Genomic DNA, 14,718 nt, shown 5'->3' with positions numbered 1-14,718 from the left:
TAGAGCTGACGGCTCTTTTTTAAAATATCTCCCGCCAAAATAAATGTCAAAACCCCTTGCGATAGCGACATTAGGCATGGCTGCGAACACTCTGGCGTGTCAACAAGTAAATAACGCACTGTTTCGGTTTTACCTTTGTAGTTTACCTTTATGGTATCCCCATCAACAGTTTCAACTAGTGTTACCGGCTCTTGATTGGTTGGTGTAGCACTTGTTTTTTGCTTGTTGGTATTATTGGATTTGGATTGCTTATTTTTAGTACTTACTGCGGCAGTGGTGCCTGCGGCCACAGATGCTTTATCTTTCTTTTGCTCATCTGCCCTTTTATTCTCATCTGCTTGCTTGTTTTTTTCCTCTTTTTTACCATCATCTGCCTTCTTAGCAGAGATGTTGCTCTTTTTACTTTCTTCTTTTTTAATTTCAGATGAAGCTGTTTTTGCCTTATTATCTTTAGTTGCTACATCTTGGTTGGGCGAAAAAATTGCAAAAAGTACAGAGAAAACAATTGTTAAAATAAGGTAACCTATACCAGCGGATTTTCTTGTTTTTTTCTTAGACCAAAATGCTAGTTTAGGTTCAAACAAACCGGCAATCAATAAAAAGAAACATGCGAGTGACAGTAATAGAAAAAAACCATATAAATATTTACCAATTACCGAAAGGATGAACAAAACAACAAGAACACCCAAGCACCATAGACTTCCTTTTTTCATCATTTTTCCCCCTTAGCTCATTTTACAATTTATATAAGATAGAAATTAATATGATGCCAATTCCTTAGAAAAATCATTGGATAGTTTATAGTCACTTGAATTTTTATATGCAGATAAACCATGCATAAATGGCTTTACATCTTTGTAAATTGCCGGATTGATGTAATATCCACTTGCCACTTTGTAAAACTTATATGGGTTCAGATCGACAAGATTCCGAAAGTTCCCGTAAGAAATCGAATTCGCATCCTTTTTTGTAAAATAAGCAATAATTGCTGTTCCTGTAGTTTTGTTTCCTTTATTGTCTTCAAATGTCGTGTCACGGATAAAGGCAAATCCATTTACATTCGGATTATTTTTTTCTTTTTCCATGAGTCGAGTACTGTATAAAGCGAAATTCTGGAGCATGGTTTTCTCATTCGTTTCAAATTCATCTTTGAATTCGATCACTGCAATTTTATCTTTTATATAAGCTGTTTTTACATTGTCTTTATCTGCTTTTTTAGCGGCTAATTTTAACTCGGAGCTGCTGGATGCTCCTTTCATGGTATCTGATTCGACTGTATCCGAGCTGGAATCGGAAGAAGCTGTATTTGATTTATCATTTGTATCTTTACCAGTAAATTGATCGACAGAAGTGTCATAAGCTGTCAAAAGTCCCTGTTGCTCTTTCCTTATCAACACATAAGCGTTTGAGTTAATATCATCACTCATGTCAAATGTAAGAATTACATAAGAATCTTTTGCTAATTTATGTTTAATGCTGTAATACCACATGTTGCTATTATTAGGGTCTTTCTTCGTTGGCTTCCCTATTGCCTTAATCACTTGTTTTTTTGTCATTCCTATTTTCAAATTTTTATATTCAGTTGGCGCAATATAGTTAACATGGCGCTTAGGCGCTTGAGCTTGAGGCTTGCCGCAGCCCATTAATGATAAAATTACAGATAATGTTATTAATGAAATAACAATTTTTCTCATATATATTCGCCTCGAGTTATAAGTTTTTCCAGTTGGTTTACAGTGAAAATTGTTCCTTGCCGTTAGCCATGATTACTAAATTCTGCTTTTTTACGTTTGGAATTCTATAAAATATTGGATCTGGTTGTAGCTCACGTAATTCATCAGAATCTGTATTGAAAATACAAGTTTCCTGCAATAAATTTAAGCGGTTCAAAGCAAAATCAACCGTCACATTATATTCTTTCGCAAGTTCATCAGCTAAAATTTGACGATTATTATAATGTTGAGAAACATCAGCTTTTAATATCCAGCTAACCGGCATTAATAAATTTGCAGCCAATTTGAAAGCCTGCAGTTCCGTTTTATTCAGTGAATATTCGTTCATCAGCAATTCGTTTGAATAGTGTAGATACAAATGAGAAAATTCTTCAGCAAGAATTTGTCTTTCGACAATTTCATTTTTGTATGTCCCTAATTCAATAAGGCCCCGTCGCTTATCTTTAATAGGCCAGGATCGACTGTATGGTTCCTTGATGTGATTTATTTTCATGCCATATAAATCGCATAGTGTAAATAGATCAATTTCAGACGGATGCTTGAATTGAACATGTTTCAATATTTTCTTTGCCTCTTCTTCGTAAAAATCTTTTTTCTTCATTAAAATAAATTGTCGAAGTCTCATTGTTCCACCTCAAATCGGATATGTCATTCTAAATAGTCATTATCATCCTTTAATGCTTCCTCTACATATTTCTTGTATAACTCATAAGATTTTATCAAGTGCCTTACGTTTTTTTCGGGATCTTTTTTTAAATCATGGAATAATGATGGATGTTTCAATAATTCCTTAAAAACTTCATATTCATCTTTATCCAATGTGATTTTTTCTCCAGCAACATCAATTTCCTTGTCCTCTTCACCCAATATGTAAGCAGTCGTTACTCCAAATAAATCAGCAAACGCTTTTATTTCTTGGTCTTTCAACGGACGTTTACCGGATTCAATTCTGCTTATCACCGAATAATCTATTCCTATTCGTTTTTCAACTTCCCTCAAAGACCAGTTGTTCTGTTCCCTTAGTTTTTTAATAATCTGACCTGGTTCGGACATGGTATCACCACGCTTTTTTCTGTTTTAGCAATAATATTTTATCATGTTTCTGTTTTAGAAACATATTTTTTGCTGAAATAACAACAAAAAAATGTTGACTTTGCCAAAATAACAACTTATAATAGAGACAAGTTGTTAATATAGCAACAAGAAAGGAGGACATCATGCAACAGTTTAACCTTGCGTTCATTGTTAAAAGAAGGAAAGAACTCAATCTTTCACTTCAGTATATGGCGGATGGATTAGGATTCAGGAATGCCTCAACCTATTTAAAATACGAAAGGGGAGAATATCAGTTAAGGGCAAATCAACTGCCCATTTTAGCCAAGCTACTGCAATGCAGTGTATCAGATTTTTTTATAAAAAACGTTGCTAAATCAGCAACAAAAGCAAAGGAGGTTTGTTAATTGAACTCATTACAAGTTTTCAACTTTAAACAGAATGAAGTTCGCACCATTTTAAAAGGAGATGAACCTTGGTTTGTCGCAAAAGATGTATCAGTTATTTTGGGTTTTGAGCATACACCAACAATGACACGCATTCTGGATGAAGATGAAAAGGGGGTACACATTGTGCACACCCCTGGCGGCGAGCAACACATGACAATTATTAATGAGCCTGGTTTGTATTCAGTCATTCTTAAAAGCCGCAAACCAGAAGCAAAAGAATTCAAACGCTGGATTACCCACGAGGTTATCCCGTCCATCCGAAAACATGGCGCATATATGACACCAGAAACGCTCGAAAAAACAATCAGTGACCCGGATTTCTTAATTGGTCTGCTCACTAATCTCAAAGAAGAAAAGGCAAAACGGGTTAAGGCCGAGCAAGAACGCAACCGGGTCATTGAACAACAAAGAGCTGATCTCCCATACACCAGCTTTGGAAAAGTCGTGTCAAACTCAACCGGTGCAGTCAGCATTGGGGCTTTTGCCAAAATGCTTTATGACAAGCACGGTATCAATATTGGCCGAAACAAGCTGTTTGAGTGGTTGCGCTCCCATGGATATCTCATTTCTGGAGGACGTGAACATAACAATCCTAAACAAATTTATCTGGAACAAGGATTGTTTGTTGTAAAACCAACTATTGTCAGCCGAACAGAAGGTGATGTTGAGAAGCTTACACCTTTAATTACTGGCAAAGGTCAAATCAAAATCGCCGAACTCCTGATCAAAGAATTTGAGGCGGTGGTCTAAAATGCGTCACAACACCCTAACAGTCCAGGAAGTTGCAACCTATTTAGGGGTTCATCCAGACACGATTTATACCATGGTCCGTGAAAAGCAGATCCCATTTTTCCGAGTTAGGAAACGCATCTTCTTTTCACGTGAATCAATCGACAACTGGATTGCTGCCCAGGAAAACAGTGTTGCATCGTTCTAGTTTTATCTTACTTTTTTTGATGTCCAGAATAAACAAGAACTTTGTACAGGAGGAAAACTGATGAGAGAATCCGCAAAGGTGCAAGAAGCCTTGGCGATTCTGCAACAAGATGGGCTAACACAGAAACAGATCGCGAAGGACACTTATCAATCATACGAATCGGTTAACAAACAGCGAAAAGGGGAGAGGACCATGAACAAGGATGTTGCCCACCGGGCCATGCAGATCTACCAAAACTATGAGTTTGAGGCATCCATCCTGCACGAGTTTTCGGACGGCCTCGCTAGCCCGGTTATGGGCGGTCCATACGTCGAACGGCACCGAATGGTACTTGAAGAAATCACGGAAGCAGAGGTAAAAGATGTTATCAGGATCATCAATGAAGTTTCCTTGGTAAAGCCGCCAAATGTGTGTTCAAAGGACGAGCGGGAGAATGTCCGTCGCATGATGCACGAGCTCATTGAAGCGCGGGTGGCGATTGACAACCTGCTCATGGTGTTGGAAAGAGACTACGGACTTTCGGTTTTAGAAGAATCGAAGAAAGTCCTAAAAAAACTGAGAAGTGAGAGGAGAGTTTGATGATTACCAAAGAAGATTTTCTACCGGCTGATTTGCCGAAGGCAATCGAACATTACAAATGCTGTAAAACCTGCCTGCATCTCGCTGAAACTGAACTGGAAATTGGGCAGATCGACATGGCAGAAATGCGAATGATTGATTTCAACCGGTCACTTGCAGAACTTAAGCGACTGAAGGAGCGGAAAGTTCAACAGGACCGAATCAATGCCATGATCTTTGAGTTGATCGAAAAAGGCATTGATATTCACAAAATTATATTTTTGGGTGGCCAACAAAATGGGTGAGCTATTTTTCATGGGGTTGTTCCTGCCGGCCATAATCATTGGGAGATGGGTTTTAGAGGAATGGTTGAAATGAATATTTACGAAAAGGCTGAAATTATTCTGAAGTCACTATCCGAATATATCAACGTTGACGATGAAGCTTTTCATGACATTTACATTAAAGCAATTGTCAACGGATTGGTTGAAATCAGGAAAAAAGAAAAGCAGTAAGAAGTTGGCGCTTCAAACTGCCTATAACGTTCACGCATGTAATTTACTCTTTCATTGTATCACAGTGAGGTGTGTTAAATGAAGAAAAAACTGACTAACTATTCAAGCGTTGATCATCATTGGAAAAAGCTGCTAGGTTGCAAGTGCGGATGGTTCATTGAGACCACAGACGTGCTTCTCATTATCAAAGATTACAACCATAGCAGGCTAATTGATTACAGGCAAGAAATTAAGTCGAAACTAGGCGCAATGATCGCCTAGTCCGCCGGAGATAGCCTCCCGGCGCTGATGAGACAGGCTGCGGAAAGGGGCGAATCAATGAAAATTAAAACAGGTGATTGGCTTAAACTGAATCGTTTTGAAAAGCACATATTGTTGTGTTTGGCAATTCAAGCTGGAAGGAGTGAAAAGAGTGAAACAGCCAGTGCTTAATGTGAATGGGAAACGATTCAAAATCCATTCGATTAATTGGTATAAAAATGGTGAGATTTGCCATATCTCAGTTTTCATGAACGGGGAGAGCAAAACGATTTTCAATGATGATGCTTCTATCTTCAAGTACGGAATTGTTTTCGACGGTGAAACGGAAGATTCGTATTCACAGCATTACATGCTTGACTTAAGCCAGGAAGGAATGATTACGAATGATTAACACAATTGAACACCCGGATATTACCAGAGTGCGTCGATTTGGATATCTGCAAAATAATGAGCCGGAGCTTTTCGGTTATGACTACTTCGGTGATGAAATCTTTTATGGCGACGACGTGGTTGAAATGGATGGGGAGATTGTTTTACAAGACAATCTTCAAAAATTTTTGGTTGAGCTCTACGACGCAAAGTTTTACACGGCATAATAAAAAACTTCCATTGCCGTGGGAGTAAGGTGCTTTAAATAAGACTACACCTTAATTCTATCGGTCTTTGAAAATTTTATCAAGAGGTGAAGAAGCATGGCGATGAATCAAAACGCTATTCCCACAAAAGAAATGAGCCGGCATGAATGGCTTCAGGCTCGCACCAAGGGGATTGGCGGTAGTGATGCCGGCGTCATCCTTGGCTTGAATAAATACAAGACGCCTTTCGAACTCTGGCTTGAAAAGACTGGCCAGGTCGAGCCCCAAGAAGGCGACAGTGAAGCGATCTATTGGGGAAACCAAATGGAAAATGTCGTGGCAAAAGAGTTTGAAAAACGAACGGATAAAAAGGTACGCCGGTCAAACTTTATGTACAGCCATCCAGATTATCCTTTTATCCGTGCCAATGTCGATAGGTTGGTAGTTGGAGAATCGGCCGTACTTGAATGCAAGACGGCCAGCGCTTACCTTGCAAAAGAGTGGGCAGGTGACGAGGTTCCAGCCTCTTACCTTGTCCAAGTCCAGCACTATCTGGGCGTTACCGGCAAGGAAAAAGGATATATTGCCGTGCTGATCGGAGGGAATCGGTTCGTATGGAAAGAAATCGAACGCGACGATGAACTGATCAGCATGATTTTCCAAGCTGAAAAGGATTTTTGGGAAAACAATGTGCTGGCCGGAGTTGCCCCTGAACTGGACGGAAGCAGCGCGGCTGAGAAGTATCTGGCCGAAAAATATGCCAAATCGGATCCTGATAAAGAGATCGTTCTTCCAAAAGATTTCAATGCCTATTTGGAAGAATACTTCAAAATCAAGGAAAACGAGAAGCTGATTAAAGCTGCGAAAACTGAGATTGAAAACAAACTTAAAGCTGAGCTGAAAGAAGCGGAGATTGGCCGGGTTGGCGACTATATCGTCACTTGGAAGAAGCAGGTACAGAAACGCGTTGATTCCAAAGCATTACGGGAAAAGTTCCCCGATATTCACCAGCAAGTTATTAAAGAAACATCATTCCGCAAACTTGCGGTTAAGGAGGAAAAATAATGGCAACAAATGCAGCGCTAAAAAACCAAATTGCAAGTAAACAGGAAGGAACCAAACAAGTATCTGCTCAATCGTTGGGGTTAAAAGCTTTGCTCAATACCCCAACGATGCAAAAAAAGTTTGAACAAGTTTTGGACAAGAAGGCACCACAATTTATGTCTTCTCTGCTCAACCTTTATAACGGTGATCCGAACATTCAGGCCGCCGAGCCAATGAGTATTATTTCAAGTGCAATGGTCGCAGCAAGCCTTGATCTTCCAGTTGACAAAAACCTAGGTTATGCCTGGATCGTTCCATTTTATGACAGTAAGAAAGGCCATAAGGTAGCACAGTTCCAGCTTGGTTATAAGGGGTACATTCAACTGGCATTACGGACTGGTCAATATAAAGCAATTAACGTCATCGCTGTTCATGAAGGTGAGCTCATTAAGTGGAACCGGCTGACCGAAGAAATCGAACTGGATTTAGAAGGTGCCACAAGCGAGAAGGTAATCGGATACTGCGGATATTTCAAGCTGATCAATGGCTTTGAAAAGACGGTCTACTGGACCAAGGATGAGATCGAAGCGCACAGGATTAAGCATAACAAGATGAAGGACAAGAATGCTCTCAATAATGTATGGAAAAGCGATTATGACGCTATGGCCATGAAAACGGTCATCCGCAACATGCTCAGTAAGTGGGGAATTTTGAGCATTGAAATGCAGACGGCTGTCATTGAGGACGAAAAGGAAACACATGATATCACGGATGAAACGAATGCGGAAGAACCTGAAATCATTGATTACAATCCAGAACCGGAAGCCAAGAAAGAAAAAGCGCCACAACCGGAGCAGGCAAAGAAACAGGCAAAAGTGGAAGATAAGAAATCGGCTGTTGAAATGGATGAAAATGACCTTCCATTCTGAAAAAATCCCCCTCACCTCGAGGGGGAAACAACACAGGAAATTGAGGTGGTGAAAGCATGGCCAACATATACAGAGTCCAAAAGAACGGCAACTACGTCGTAATGAATAAAACATCGCTTATGGATGAACGGCTGAGCTGGAAAGCGAAAGGGCTGCATGCCTATATGCTTTCTTTACCCGACGATTGGAGGTTTTATGACACAGAGTTGCAAAAACATGCTAAGGACGGACGCGACTCACTTCGGACTGCGCTTAAAGAACTGCGAGATCTGGGTTATTTAAAGCGGGTGCAGCACCGGAATGAGGACGGGACATTCAACTATGAAACACTTGTTTTTGAAGTCCCTCAAATGGATCAACCGTTACCGGGAAAACCGTTGACGGAAAATCCGCTTACGGAAAAACCGTTGACGGATTATCCGTCGACGGAAAACCCGAAACTACTAAGTAATAAAGAACTAAGTATTGATGAACTAAATAATAATGGACTAAATAATGAAGCAGCTGCTGTAAATAAGCTTCTCAATCGATTTATAGAGTTAAGGAATCACGGATTTGTGGCTACCCCTAAGGATAAAGCAGCAGCAGATGAGATCATCCAATACGGTGTCAATGTCGATGATGCAATCAAATGGATGGAAGAGAAATTTGCGTCTTACCAGCCTAAACATCCAAAAGACTACATCAAGACGCTTGACTATTGCGCCGGATATATATTTGACCGGTTTATCGAGAAGCAGGAAGCAGAGAGAGGTGAAGACAATGGAACAAAGATTCCAAAGTATCGCAGAAGTTATGGCCGACCTGCTGGAAAAAGCGCAGAACAGGCAATCCGAGAAGCCGAAGAAGCAAGACGAGCTTGGGGCGGATGATTACGAATGCCCGATTTGTAAGGATACGGAATTTGTTTTTTATCGGAATGAGCAGGGATATGAAGTTGCTAAGCCTTGCGAATGTCGGGAAAGAAAAGCATGGCGGCGCCGGTTCCGAAACTCCATGATTCCAGATGAGTTTACAAACGCCAATTTTGAAAACTATCAGCGTACGAGCCAAATCCAAGAAGACATGTATGACCTTACAAAAAGGTATTTGCAAGAATACAAGATGACGACCAATGAAAATGGCGAAAAGGAAAAAACGGTTTCTTCCCATAATTTTGGGTTGATTGCAGTTTTTGGCGAACAGCGCATGAAAGAATTGCCATCAGCAGAGCGGGCCGCCGTGAAACAGCAACATAACAATTTTGGGATTGGAAAGACTCATCTGCAGATTGCACTGGCAAAACGCCTGATTAAAGACGGATTCAATGTTCTGGTTATATCAGATGTCACTTTCATGGATGAGCTTATTCAGGCCCGAATGATGAACGATGAGGGAGAGCAGCTGAACCGTTTGCTTTATGCGGCCACAAATGCAGATGTACTGATTTGGGATGACATCGGCAAAGTGAAGTGGTCGGAAGCGAAGGAATCTCTTTACTACCAGATTATTAACGAGCGATACCGGAAACAGAAACCGATTGTATTCAACTCGAATGAGGATCGCGGCACCTTGGCAGAAAAAGTAGGATATGCGGCCGCAAGCCGGCTAATTGGGCAGTGCGGAAAATACCTGCTTGAAGCCGAGGGGACTGACTGGCGTATCAAGAAAGGAGCAAGCTGATGTGTGAACTATGCAATGGCCGGCATGTTGTTTACGAGGATATGGGATTTGGAATCATGGTAAAACCTTGCCCGGCGTGCGGACCGAAGCCGCAAGAGCAAATTAAGAAAGAAGAAATCATTTTGCAACGACGTTTGGAAGAAGCACGGGATCAACTCAAGATAGAAAGGGTGTACTAAAATGACAAACGCCACAATTACCGAGTTGAAGCGGAGCCACCTACTCCGCCAACTCGAAAATAACGGTGTAACTCAATTCAATAATCAATCAATCTACGACTTATCTTATCACGATCTGGTGTACGCTTTAACCCTCCAAAAAATACAAATGGGGGATTGATATGGCAAAAAATCCGGTTATCCAGCAGGCTTATGAGCGTGGCAAGCGTGAGGGAATCGAGATCGGCATGCAGATGGGCATTAGCAAAGCGATTGGATTTATGCAGGCAAGGCTAAACAAACTGGCTGAGACGCCCGGGATCGGGCCCAAGACGATAGAAAAATTTAAGAAAGCATTTGGGGAGGAGTACTTTAAGTGAACCTACAAAAATTATTTGAAGCACAGGCGGAACTGGACCAGCACATTATTGAAAAGAAAGGATTGCAGGGCGTTAATTTGCTACCGAACTTAATCCTGGCTTTGCAAGTTGAGCTCGGAGAATGTGCGCAAGAATGGCGAGGGTTTAAGTTTTGGCGCAATGACCAAGAGCCGAGAACAGAAATACCGATTGATTGTCCGTATTGTTACGGTAAAGGTTACATGAACCACGATGAAGTTTTTGAAGGTGGAGAACCTTGGCCTTGTAAAAGGTGTGATGGATCAGGTGTTTACGGATACAAAAATCCTTTACTTGAAGAATACGTTGATTGCCTGCATTTTATTTTGAGCATTGGAAACCGTCTTGGGTTGCAAGATATAAATCCTTGGTATTCCAGTGTTGCGGTCAGCTTTGGCGCCGATAAATTAACAATGCAATGGCAAGAAGTATTTGAATGTGCTTCAACTTTTAGACAATATACAGAAGATAGCAGAAAAGCATGGTATGAATTTCTTTTTTCAAACTTCCTTGGACTAGGTGAAATGCTCGGCTTTACCTGGGAACAAATCGAGAAAGCGTACTTTGAGAAAAACAAAGTGAACTATAGACGGCAGGAAAATGGATATTGAGGTGCAAACATGCAGGAACGAATGACAGCGAAAGAATACCGCCAGCTTACCAAGAAAACGAAGTACGGATCGAAAAAAGTTAAATTGGACGGATATGTTTTTGACAGCAAAATCGAAGCCCGTTACTACGAGCAATTGAAATGGCTTCAGGAAAACAATCGAATCTTATTTTTCCGGCTACAGCCGCGGTACTTGCTTCAGGAAGCTTTCGAGAAAAACGGAAAAAAATACCGCAAGATTGAGTACATCGCAGATTTTGAGATTCACCATTTGGATGGATCCATCGAGGTTGTGGATGTAAAGGGCATGGAAACTGAAGCGTTCAAGATAAAGAAAAAGCTGTTCGAGCATAAATATCCCCATAAACTCAGCCTGGTTACATACAGCAAGAAATGGGGCGGATGGATTGAATTGGAGGAATTGGAGAAGAAACGGAAGGCAGCGAAGAAAATAGCGCAGGCAGGGATTTAGGCGCTGGACTTCTCTATTGCCTCATATACCCGTTTTAAAACGGAACATGACTATTTATATACCAAAATCTTAAAACGGCTTATAAGCCAAAATAAACAGTTTAGGAGTGGTATGGATGACAGTAACTTACGTTCATGATCCTTAGGACAGATACAATCTCCGAACCAGCACCGGATGGAGAGCCAAACGCCCCGGCAAGGTTACAATCTGGTATCTAACTCCGGAACAGCTGGAACGAGTAAGACGCGGTGAGCGCACGACCGATGTGATTGGAAATGACAAGAAGGGTCACTGAACATCGGGCCATATCTCATGACCGGGAAGAATTAATGGTCATCACGGTTTTTGAAGAAGGCCTAAACAAGGAACAGGTGCGTAAGGAAAGTATCTTTAGCAAGAGACACGCCGTGTTGGTGAAACGTGACGGCAAATACGACTGGAAGTGATGGAGACAATGTCGGTTGACCGGATGATCAAGCTTTTTGAAAAACTGCGATACAGGCACGATATGTTTACTGTCTTTGCGGATTTTCTTGAAATGTCGGCGATATCTATTTCAAACGCAGTAGATTTTCAACATATGAAAGAGCGTGAGGCACGATACATGGATATCGTGAAAAAGTATGACAAGAAGGAAATGAAAATATTTCCTCAAATCCTGGGTGAGCTGATTAACTCACTGGACAAGCATCCGTCAGATGTGCTGGGTGATATCTTTATGAAATTGGAACTTTCAAGTTCCTGGCATGGTCAGTTTTTTACACCGATGTCGCTTGCAAATATGTTTGCAGAACTGACAATTAGCGGATATGAGAAGCAAATTAAGAAGAACGGTTACTTCACATTAAATGAGCCTGCTTGTGGTGGAGGAGCAACCATAATCGGCATGGTCAATGCATTGGAAAAACGAAAGTTAAATTATCAGGCCTGTATGCGGGTTGTGGCACAAGATATCGATGCAAAAGCAGTTCACATGTGTTATCTGCAGCTGAGCCTTCTTGGCGTGGATGCGGTCATTCTGCAGGGCGATACGCTTTCCTATAAATTTTCAGACGTATGGATGACGCCAAACCATATTTTGAGATGGGCACGTTCACGGAAACCAGTACCGGATCCAAAACCGCAATTTGAACAACTAAGCCTTGCACTTTGAATGGGTGTATAAAAAAAGCCGGGTTCCCCCGGCGTGGTAAACAGCTGATACCTAATTTTACCACGAGGGGTGAACCTATTGGAAGATAATAAACAAAACATGACAACTGAAATAGATTTGATGGAGACAGCTGTGTATATCGTCCAGGATGGGCAGCTGACTAAAGTGACTCCAAAATCTTTTGGCCAGGATATCTTGATATGGCAAAACGGAAAGGTTTTTGATATAGAGCGTATCGATCGGATGAGACTAATCGGGCAGGATGTCATATAGGATGGAGGTGAAAGATATGAAACCAAAGGTACGGAAAAAGGGCGAAAAATTTCGCCCGATTGTAACGGTGCTAAAGGTAAAGCGAGGCCTGCCGACAAAAATTATGGTGAGTGGCCAGGAATATGCATTGATCCATAAAAACCAATACAAGGGATAGGAGCAAGTTATGAGAACAATAGTTTTTCTAAGAAACAGGGGACCACAATTCACGCCAATCGAGGAAGAATTTGAGTTTGAAGATAATTCGACGGATAAAGAAATCATAGATGCATTTGAGGATTGGGTTTGGGATGAAGTTGGTGAAGAATTCACTTGGTTTGAGAAAGAGGAGGATAAATAATGAACCTACAAAAATTATTTAAAGCGCAGGCGGAATTGGACAAACACATTATTGGTTGAACCAAAATTCGAAGGGTGGACAATTATGACAAAAGATGAATTGATTGAATTATTAAAAGCGAATGAACTTGCAGGAGATGCGAAAGTATTCATTCCTAGCAGATACGATGACGGTTCATTAGTTGAATTAGATGAAGTTAACATTGACCGAATTGGTACATTAAAAAATCCAATAGAAGTCATTGTACTGTATTGAAAGAAGGAGATAGTGAAATGTTACTGATTTTTCTTGGCGGATTCATTTTCGGCCTGTCACTTGGCAGGCTGATATGGAATAAATAGTGAGGTGACAAGATGCGGGCTGAACGCTGCTACACATTGAATGAAGAAACGGAGATACGGGTTGGAAATTGTTTTTTTACCCGTGATGATTTGATTTTGATGTATATCGACAGCGGCATGGACGTTTTAAGTTTGGCAAAATCATTGCATATCGGACGGCCAAGGATGGAACGAATACTGGACAAGTTTAACATTCCGAGAAACTGGCATGCGGAGTTGACACCACGGCATTTACGGGTATTGCGCTTTATTAAATATTTTCAGACGCGCAACAAACGGAGTCCTACAAATTTGGAAATTTCAAAAGCATTGAGACTATCGCCCGGTTGCACGAACTATCATCTCAAAAAATTAAAAGCACACGGATATGTAGACTGGAAAAGGTACAGCAGCGGTACATTCAAATTAACCAAAAAAGGGGAAGGTTGGTGCCGGAATGCCCACACATTTAATCTATTCTGCTTGGAAGAAGACGAAGGATGAAAACGGTGTGATCTGGCAGAACACGAAAGACGGAAAAGGAAATGAGATCATACGGAATATTAAGTTTGTAGACCCGATGCAGCATAAGGACATGGAGGAACATACCGGGGCCTGCTTCCTCTGTGGAAAGCAAATGACACACGGGATGAAGCTGAAAAAGGTATTCTCAAACGTATTCACGGACTGGAACCAGGCAAAAAACCCGTCCGGTACCCACGTCTGCCCGGCCTGCTGCTTTTCAATTTTGACCACAAAGGAACGGTACGGATTGAGAACATTCTCCAATGTGGCGAATGAAGAACACCTGTGGCTGCCGAACCGGGTGGAAATGCGAGAATTCTTGCTGCGGCCACCTGATCCTCCTTTTGTGGTCAACCTGGCCGTTTCGCAGAAAAAGCACATTGCCTTTAAAGGGGAGGTTAATTATTCACGCGACATATTTACGGTCATGTACGAGGAAATGCCGGTGCTGATTGTATTAAAAAAATTTAAAAAGCTACTAACAATAGTTGAACATTTTTTATATGGCTTTACCAAAACTGAAATCACAACAGGAGAATATAGTCAAAAGCGGATCCTTGATTTTGGGATCGATGCATGGGAAGCCTTTGAAGAACAGGTAAAACCATACCGGGGTACGCCATTTTTAGACGTCGTTATGTTTGTGGCACAAAGAATAGAAAACGAGGAGCATTCCTGTAATGAAGGAAATTTGAGGTTTGCACAAAAAAGAGCCCCCCTGGTATGATACGAGGTGTCCAGAGCTTCAAAAGC

General features: G+C 41.1%; 26 protein-coding genes and 1 other RNA gene. 23 read left to right on the top strand and 4 right to left on the bottom strand.

Features of this window, described 5'->3' with window-relative positions; genetic code table 11:
- The 4 genes from IC21_RS17605 to IC21_RS15905 form a co-directional block, all read right to left on the bottom strand.
- Positions 1-713 (bottom strand): thermonuclease family protein (locus tag IC21_RS17605; protein ID WP_503825996.1); only part of this gene is annotated, 713 nt, incomplete at its 3' end.
- Between the two features lie 45 nt (positions 714-758).
- On the bottom strand, positions 759-1,694 hold the full coding sequence (locus tag IC21_RS15715; RefSeq protein WP_052472245.1) for an outer membrane protein assembly factor BamE: 936 nt from the start codon (positions 1,692-1,694) through the stop codon (positions 759-761).
- Between the two features lie 37 nt (positions 1,695-1,731).
- Complete coding sequence (locus IC21_RS15710; protein WP_029142704.1) at positions 1,732-2,358, bottom strand: ImmA/IrrE family metallo-endopeptidase; 627 nt, start codon at positions 2,356-2,358, stop codon at positions 1,732-1,734.
- A gap of 23 nt (positions 2,359-2,381) precedes the next feature.
- On the bottom strand, positions 2,382-2,786 hold the full coding sequence (locus IC21_RS15905; protein ID WP_029142705.1) for a helix-turn-helix domain-containing protein: 405 nt from the start codon (positions 2,784-2,786) through the stop codon (positions 2,382-2,384).
- A 164-nt stretch (positions 2,787-2,950) separates the two neighbouring features.
- Here IC21_RS15905 and IC21_RS15700 point away from each other — a divergent pair, with 164 nt between their 5' ends.
- The 23 genes from IC21_RS15700 (at position 2,951) to IC21_RS15605 (ending at position 14,692) form a co-directional block, all read left to right on the top strand.
- Complete coding sequence (locus IC21_RS15700) at positions 2,951-3,193, top strand: helix-turn-helix domain-containing protein (protein WP_029142706.1); 243 nt, start codon at positions 2,951-2,953, stop codon at positions 3,191-3,193.
- On the top strand, positions 3,194-3,985 hold the full coding sequence (locus IC21_RS15695; protein ID WP_029142707.1) for a BRO family protein: 792 nt from the start codon (positions 3,194-3,196) through the stop codon (positions 3,983-3,985). It abuts the gene before it with no gap.
- A 1-nt stretch (position 3,986) separates the two neighbouring features.
- Positions 3,987-4,172: a helix-turn-helix domain-containing protein gene (locus IC21_RS15690; protein ID WP_035176495.1), complete on the top strand. Its 186-nt coding sequence runs from the start codon at positions 3,987-3,989 to the stop codon at positions 4,170-4,172.
- Between the two features lie 60 nt (positions 4,173-4,232).
- A complete protein-coding gene (locus tag IC21_RS15685; protein WP_029142708.1) occupies positions 4,233-4,751 on the top strand; it encodes a hypothetical protein in 519 nt (172 codons plus the stop codon).
- Positions 4,751-5,035: a hypothetical protein gene (locus IC21_RS15680; protein ID WP_029142709.1), complete on the top strand. Its 285-nt coding sequence runs from the start codon at positions 4,751-4,753 to the stop codon at positions 5,033-5,035. The genes IC21_RS15685 and IC21_RS15680 overlap by 1 nt, the downstream gene beginning before the upstream one ends.
- Positions 5,036-5,104: 69 nt before the next feature.
- Positions 5,105-5,245 (top strand): hypothetical protein, encoded by a 141-nt coding sequence (locus IC21_RS16855; protein WP_155116811.1) that lies wholly within the window; start codon positions 5,105-5,107, stop codon positions 5,243-5,245.
- 232 nt (positions 5,246-5,477) lie between these two features.
- Positions 5,478-5,548, top strand: an RNA gene (locus tag IC21_RS16555) — hammerhead ribozyme type II.
- Positions 5,549-5,657: 109 nt separating this feature from the next.
- Positions 5,658-5,897 (top strand): hypothetical protein, encoded by a 240-nt coding sequence (locus IC21_RS15670; protein WP_029142711.1) that lies wholly within the window; start codon positions 5,658-5,660, stop codon positions 5,895-5,897.
- Complete coding sequence (locus IC21_RS15665) at positions 5,890-6,102, top strand: YqaI family protein (RefSeq protein WP_029713866.1); 213 nt, start codon at positions 5,890-5,892, stop codon at positions 6,100-6,102. The genes IC21_RS15670 and IC21_RS15665 overlap by 8 nt, the downstream gene beginning before the upstream one ends.
- A gap of 96 nt (positions 6,103-6,198) precedes the next feature.
- Positions 6,199-7,146 carry a YqaJ viral recombinase family nuclease gene (locus IC21_RS15660; RefSeq protein WP_029142713.1) on the top strand — a complete coding sequence of 316 codons (948 nt, stop codon included), beginning with the start codon at positions 6,199-6,201 and terminating at the stop codon, positions 7,144-7,146.
- Positions 7,146-8,054: a recombinase RecT gene (locus IC21_RS15655; protein ID WP_029142714.1), complete on the top strand. Its 909-nt coding sequence runs from the start codon at positions 7,146-7,148 to the stop codon at positions 8,052-8,054. Before IC21_RS15660 ends, IC21_RS15655 begins: the two co-directional genes overlap by 1 nt.
- 56 nt (positions 8,055-8,110) lie before the next feature.
- Positions 8,111-8,926 carry a helix-turn-helix domain-containing protein gene (locus IC21_RS15900; protein WP_029142715.1) on the top strand — a complete coding sequence of 272 codons (816 nt, stop codon included), beginning with the start codon at positions 8,111-8,113 and terminating at the stop codon, positions 8,924-8,926.
- Positions 8,817-9,716, top strand: a complete 900-nt coding sequence (locus IC21_RS15645) for an ATP-binding protein (protein ID WP_235801129.1) — start codon at positions 8,817-8,819, stop codon at positions 9,714-9,716. Before IC21_RS15900 ends, IC21_RS15645 begins: the two co-directional genes overlap by 110 nt.
- A 340-nt stretch (positions 9,717-10,056) precedes the next feature.
- The gene (locus tag IC21_RS15635; protein ID WP_029142718.1) at positions 10,057-10,254 is read left to right on the top strand and encodes a hypothetical protein; all 198 of its coding nucleotides are present in this window, start codon (positions 10,057-10,059) and stop codon (positions 10,252-10,254) included.
- Entirely contained in the window at positions 10,251-10,883 is a 633-nt protein-coding gene (locus IC21_RS15630) for a dUTP diphosphatase (protein ID WP_029142719.1), read from the top strand. Before IC21_RS15635 ends, IC21_RS15630 begins: the two co-directional genes overlap by 4 nt.
- 9 nt (positions 10,884-10,892) lie before the next feature.
- Positions 10,893-11,354: a DUF1064 domain-containing protein gene (locus IC21_RS15625; RefSeq protein ID WP_029142720.1), complete on the top strand. Its 462-nt coding sequence runs from the start codon at positions 10,893-10,895 to the stop codon at positions 11,352-11,354.
- Between the two features lie 454 nt (positions 11,355-11,808).
- On the top strand, positions 11,809-12,507 hold the full coding sequence (locus tag IC21_RS15620; RefSeq protein WP_159431393.1) for an N-6 DNA methylase: 699 nt from the start codon (positions 11,809-11,811) through the stop codon (positions 12,505-12,507).
- A gap of 78 nt (positions 12,508-12,585) precedes the next feature.
- The gene (locus tag IC21_RS15615) at positions 12,586-12,780 is read left to right on the top strand and encodes a DUF3954 domain-containing protein (protein ID WP_029713870.1); all 195 of its coding nucleotides are present in this window, start codon (positions 12,586-12,588) and stop codon (positions 12,778-12,780) included.
- A gap of 16 nt (positions 12,781-12,796) precedes the next feature.
- A complete protein-coding gene (locus IC21_RS16850) occupies positions 12,797-12,937 on the top strand; it encodes a hypothetical protein (protein WP_155116810.1) in 141 nt (46 codons plus the stop codon).
- 9 nt (positions 12,938-12,946) lie between these two features.
- On the top strand, positions 12,947-13,120 hold the full coding sequence (locus tag IC21_RS16845) for a hypothetical protein (RefSeq protein WP_155116809.1): 174 nt from the start codon (positions 12,947-12,949) through the stop codon (positions 13,118-13,120).
- An 84-nt stretch (positions 13,121-13,204) separates the two neighbouring features.
- Positions 13,205-13,375, top strand: coding sequence for a hypothetical protein (locus tag IC21_RS16840; protein WP_155116808.1), 171 nt, complete (start codon positions 13,205-13,207; stop codon positions 13,373-13,375).
- Between the two features lie 98 nt (positions 13,376-13,473).
- Positions 13,474-13,944: a LexA family protein gene (locus tag IC21_RS15610; protein WP_029142722.1), complete on the top strand. Its 471-nt coding sequence runs from the start codon at positions 13,474-13,476 to the stop codon at positions 13,942-13,944.
- A 91-nt stretch (positions 13,945-14,035) separates the two neighbouring features.
- Positions 14,036-14,692, top strand: a complete 657-nt coding sequence (locus IC21_RS15605; RefSeq protein ID WP_155116807.1) for a hypothetical protein — start codon at positions 14,036-14,038, stop codon at positions 14,690-14,692.
- Positions 14,693-14,718: the final 26 nt, after the last annotated feature.

The organism is Heyndrickxia coagulans DSM 1 = ATCC 7050, from assembly GCF_000290615.1.
In the GTDB taxonomy this organism is placed as follows: Bacteria; Bacillota; Bacilli; order Bacillales; family Bacillaceae_C; genus Weizmannia; species Weizmannia coagulans.
Note: the sequence above shows the minus strand (reverse complement) of the source record. Positions and strands in the feature narration are given on the sequence as shown.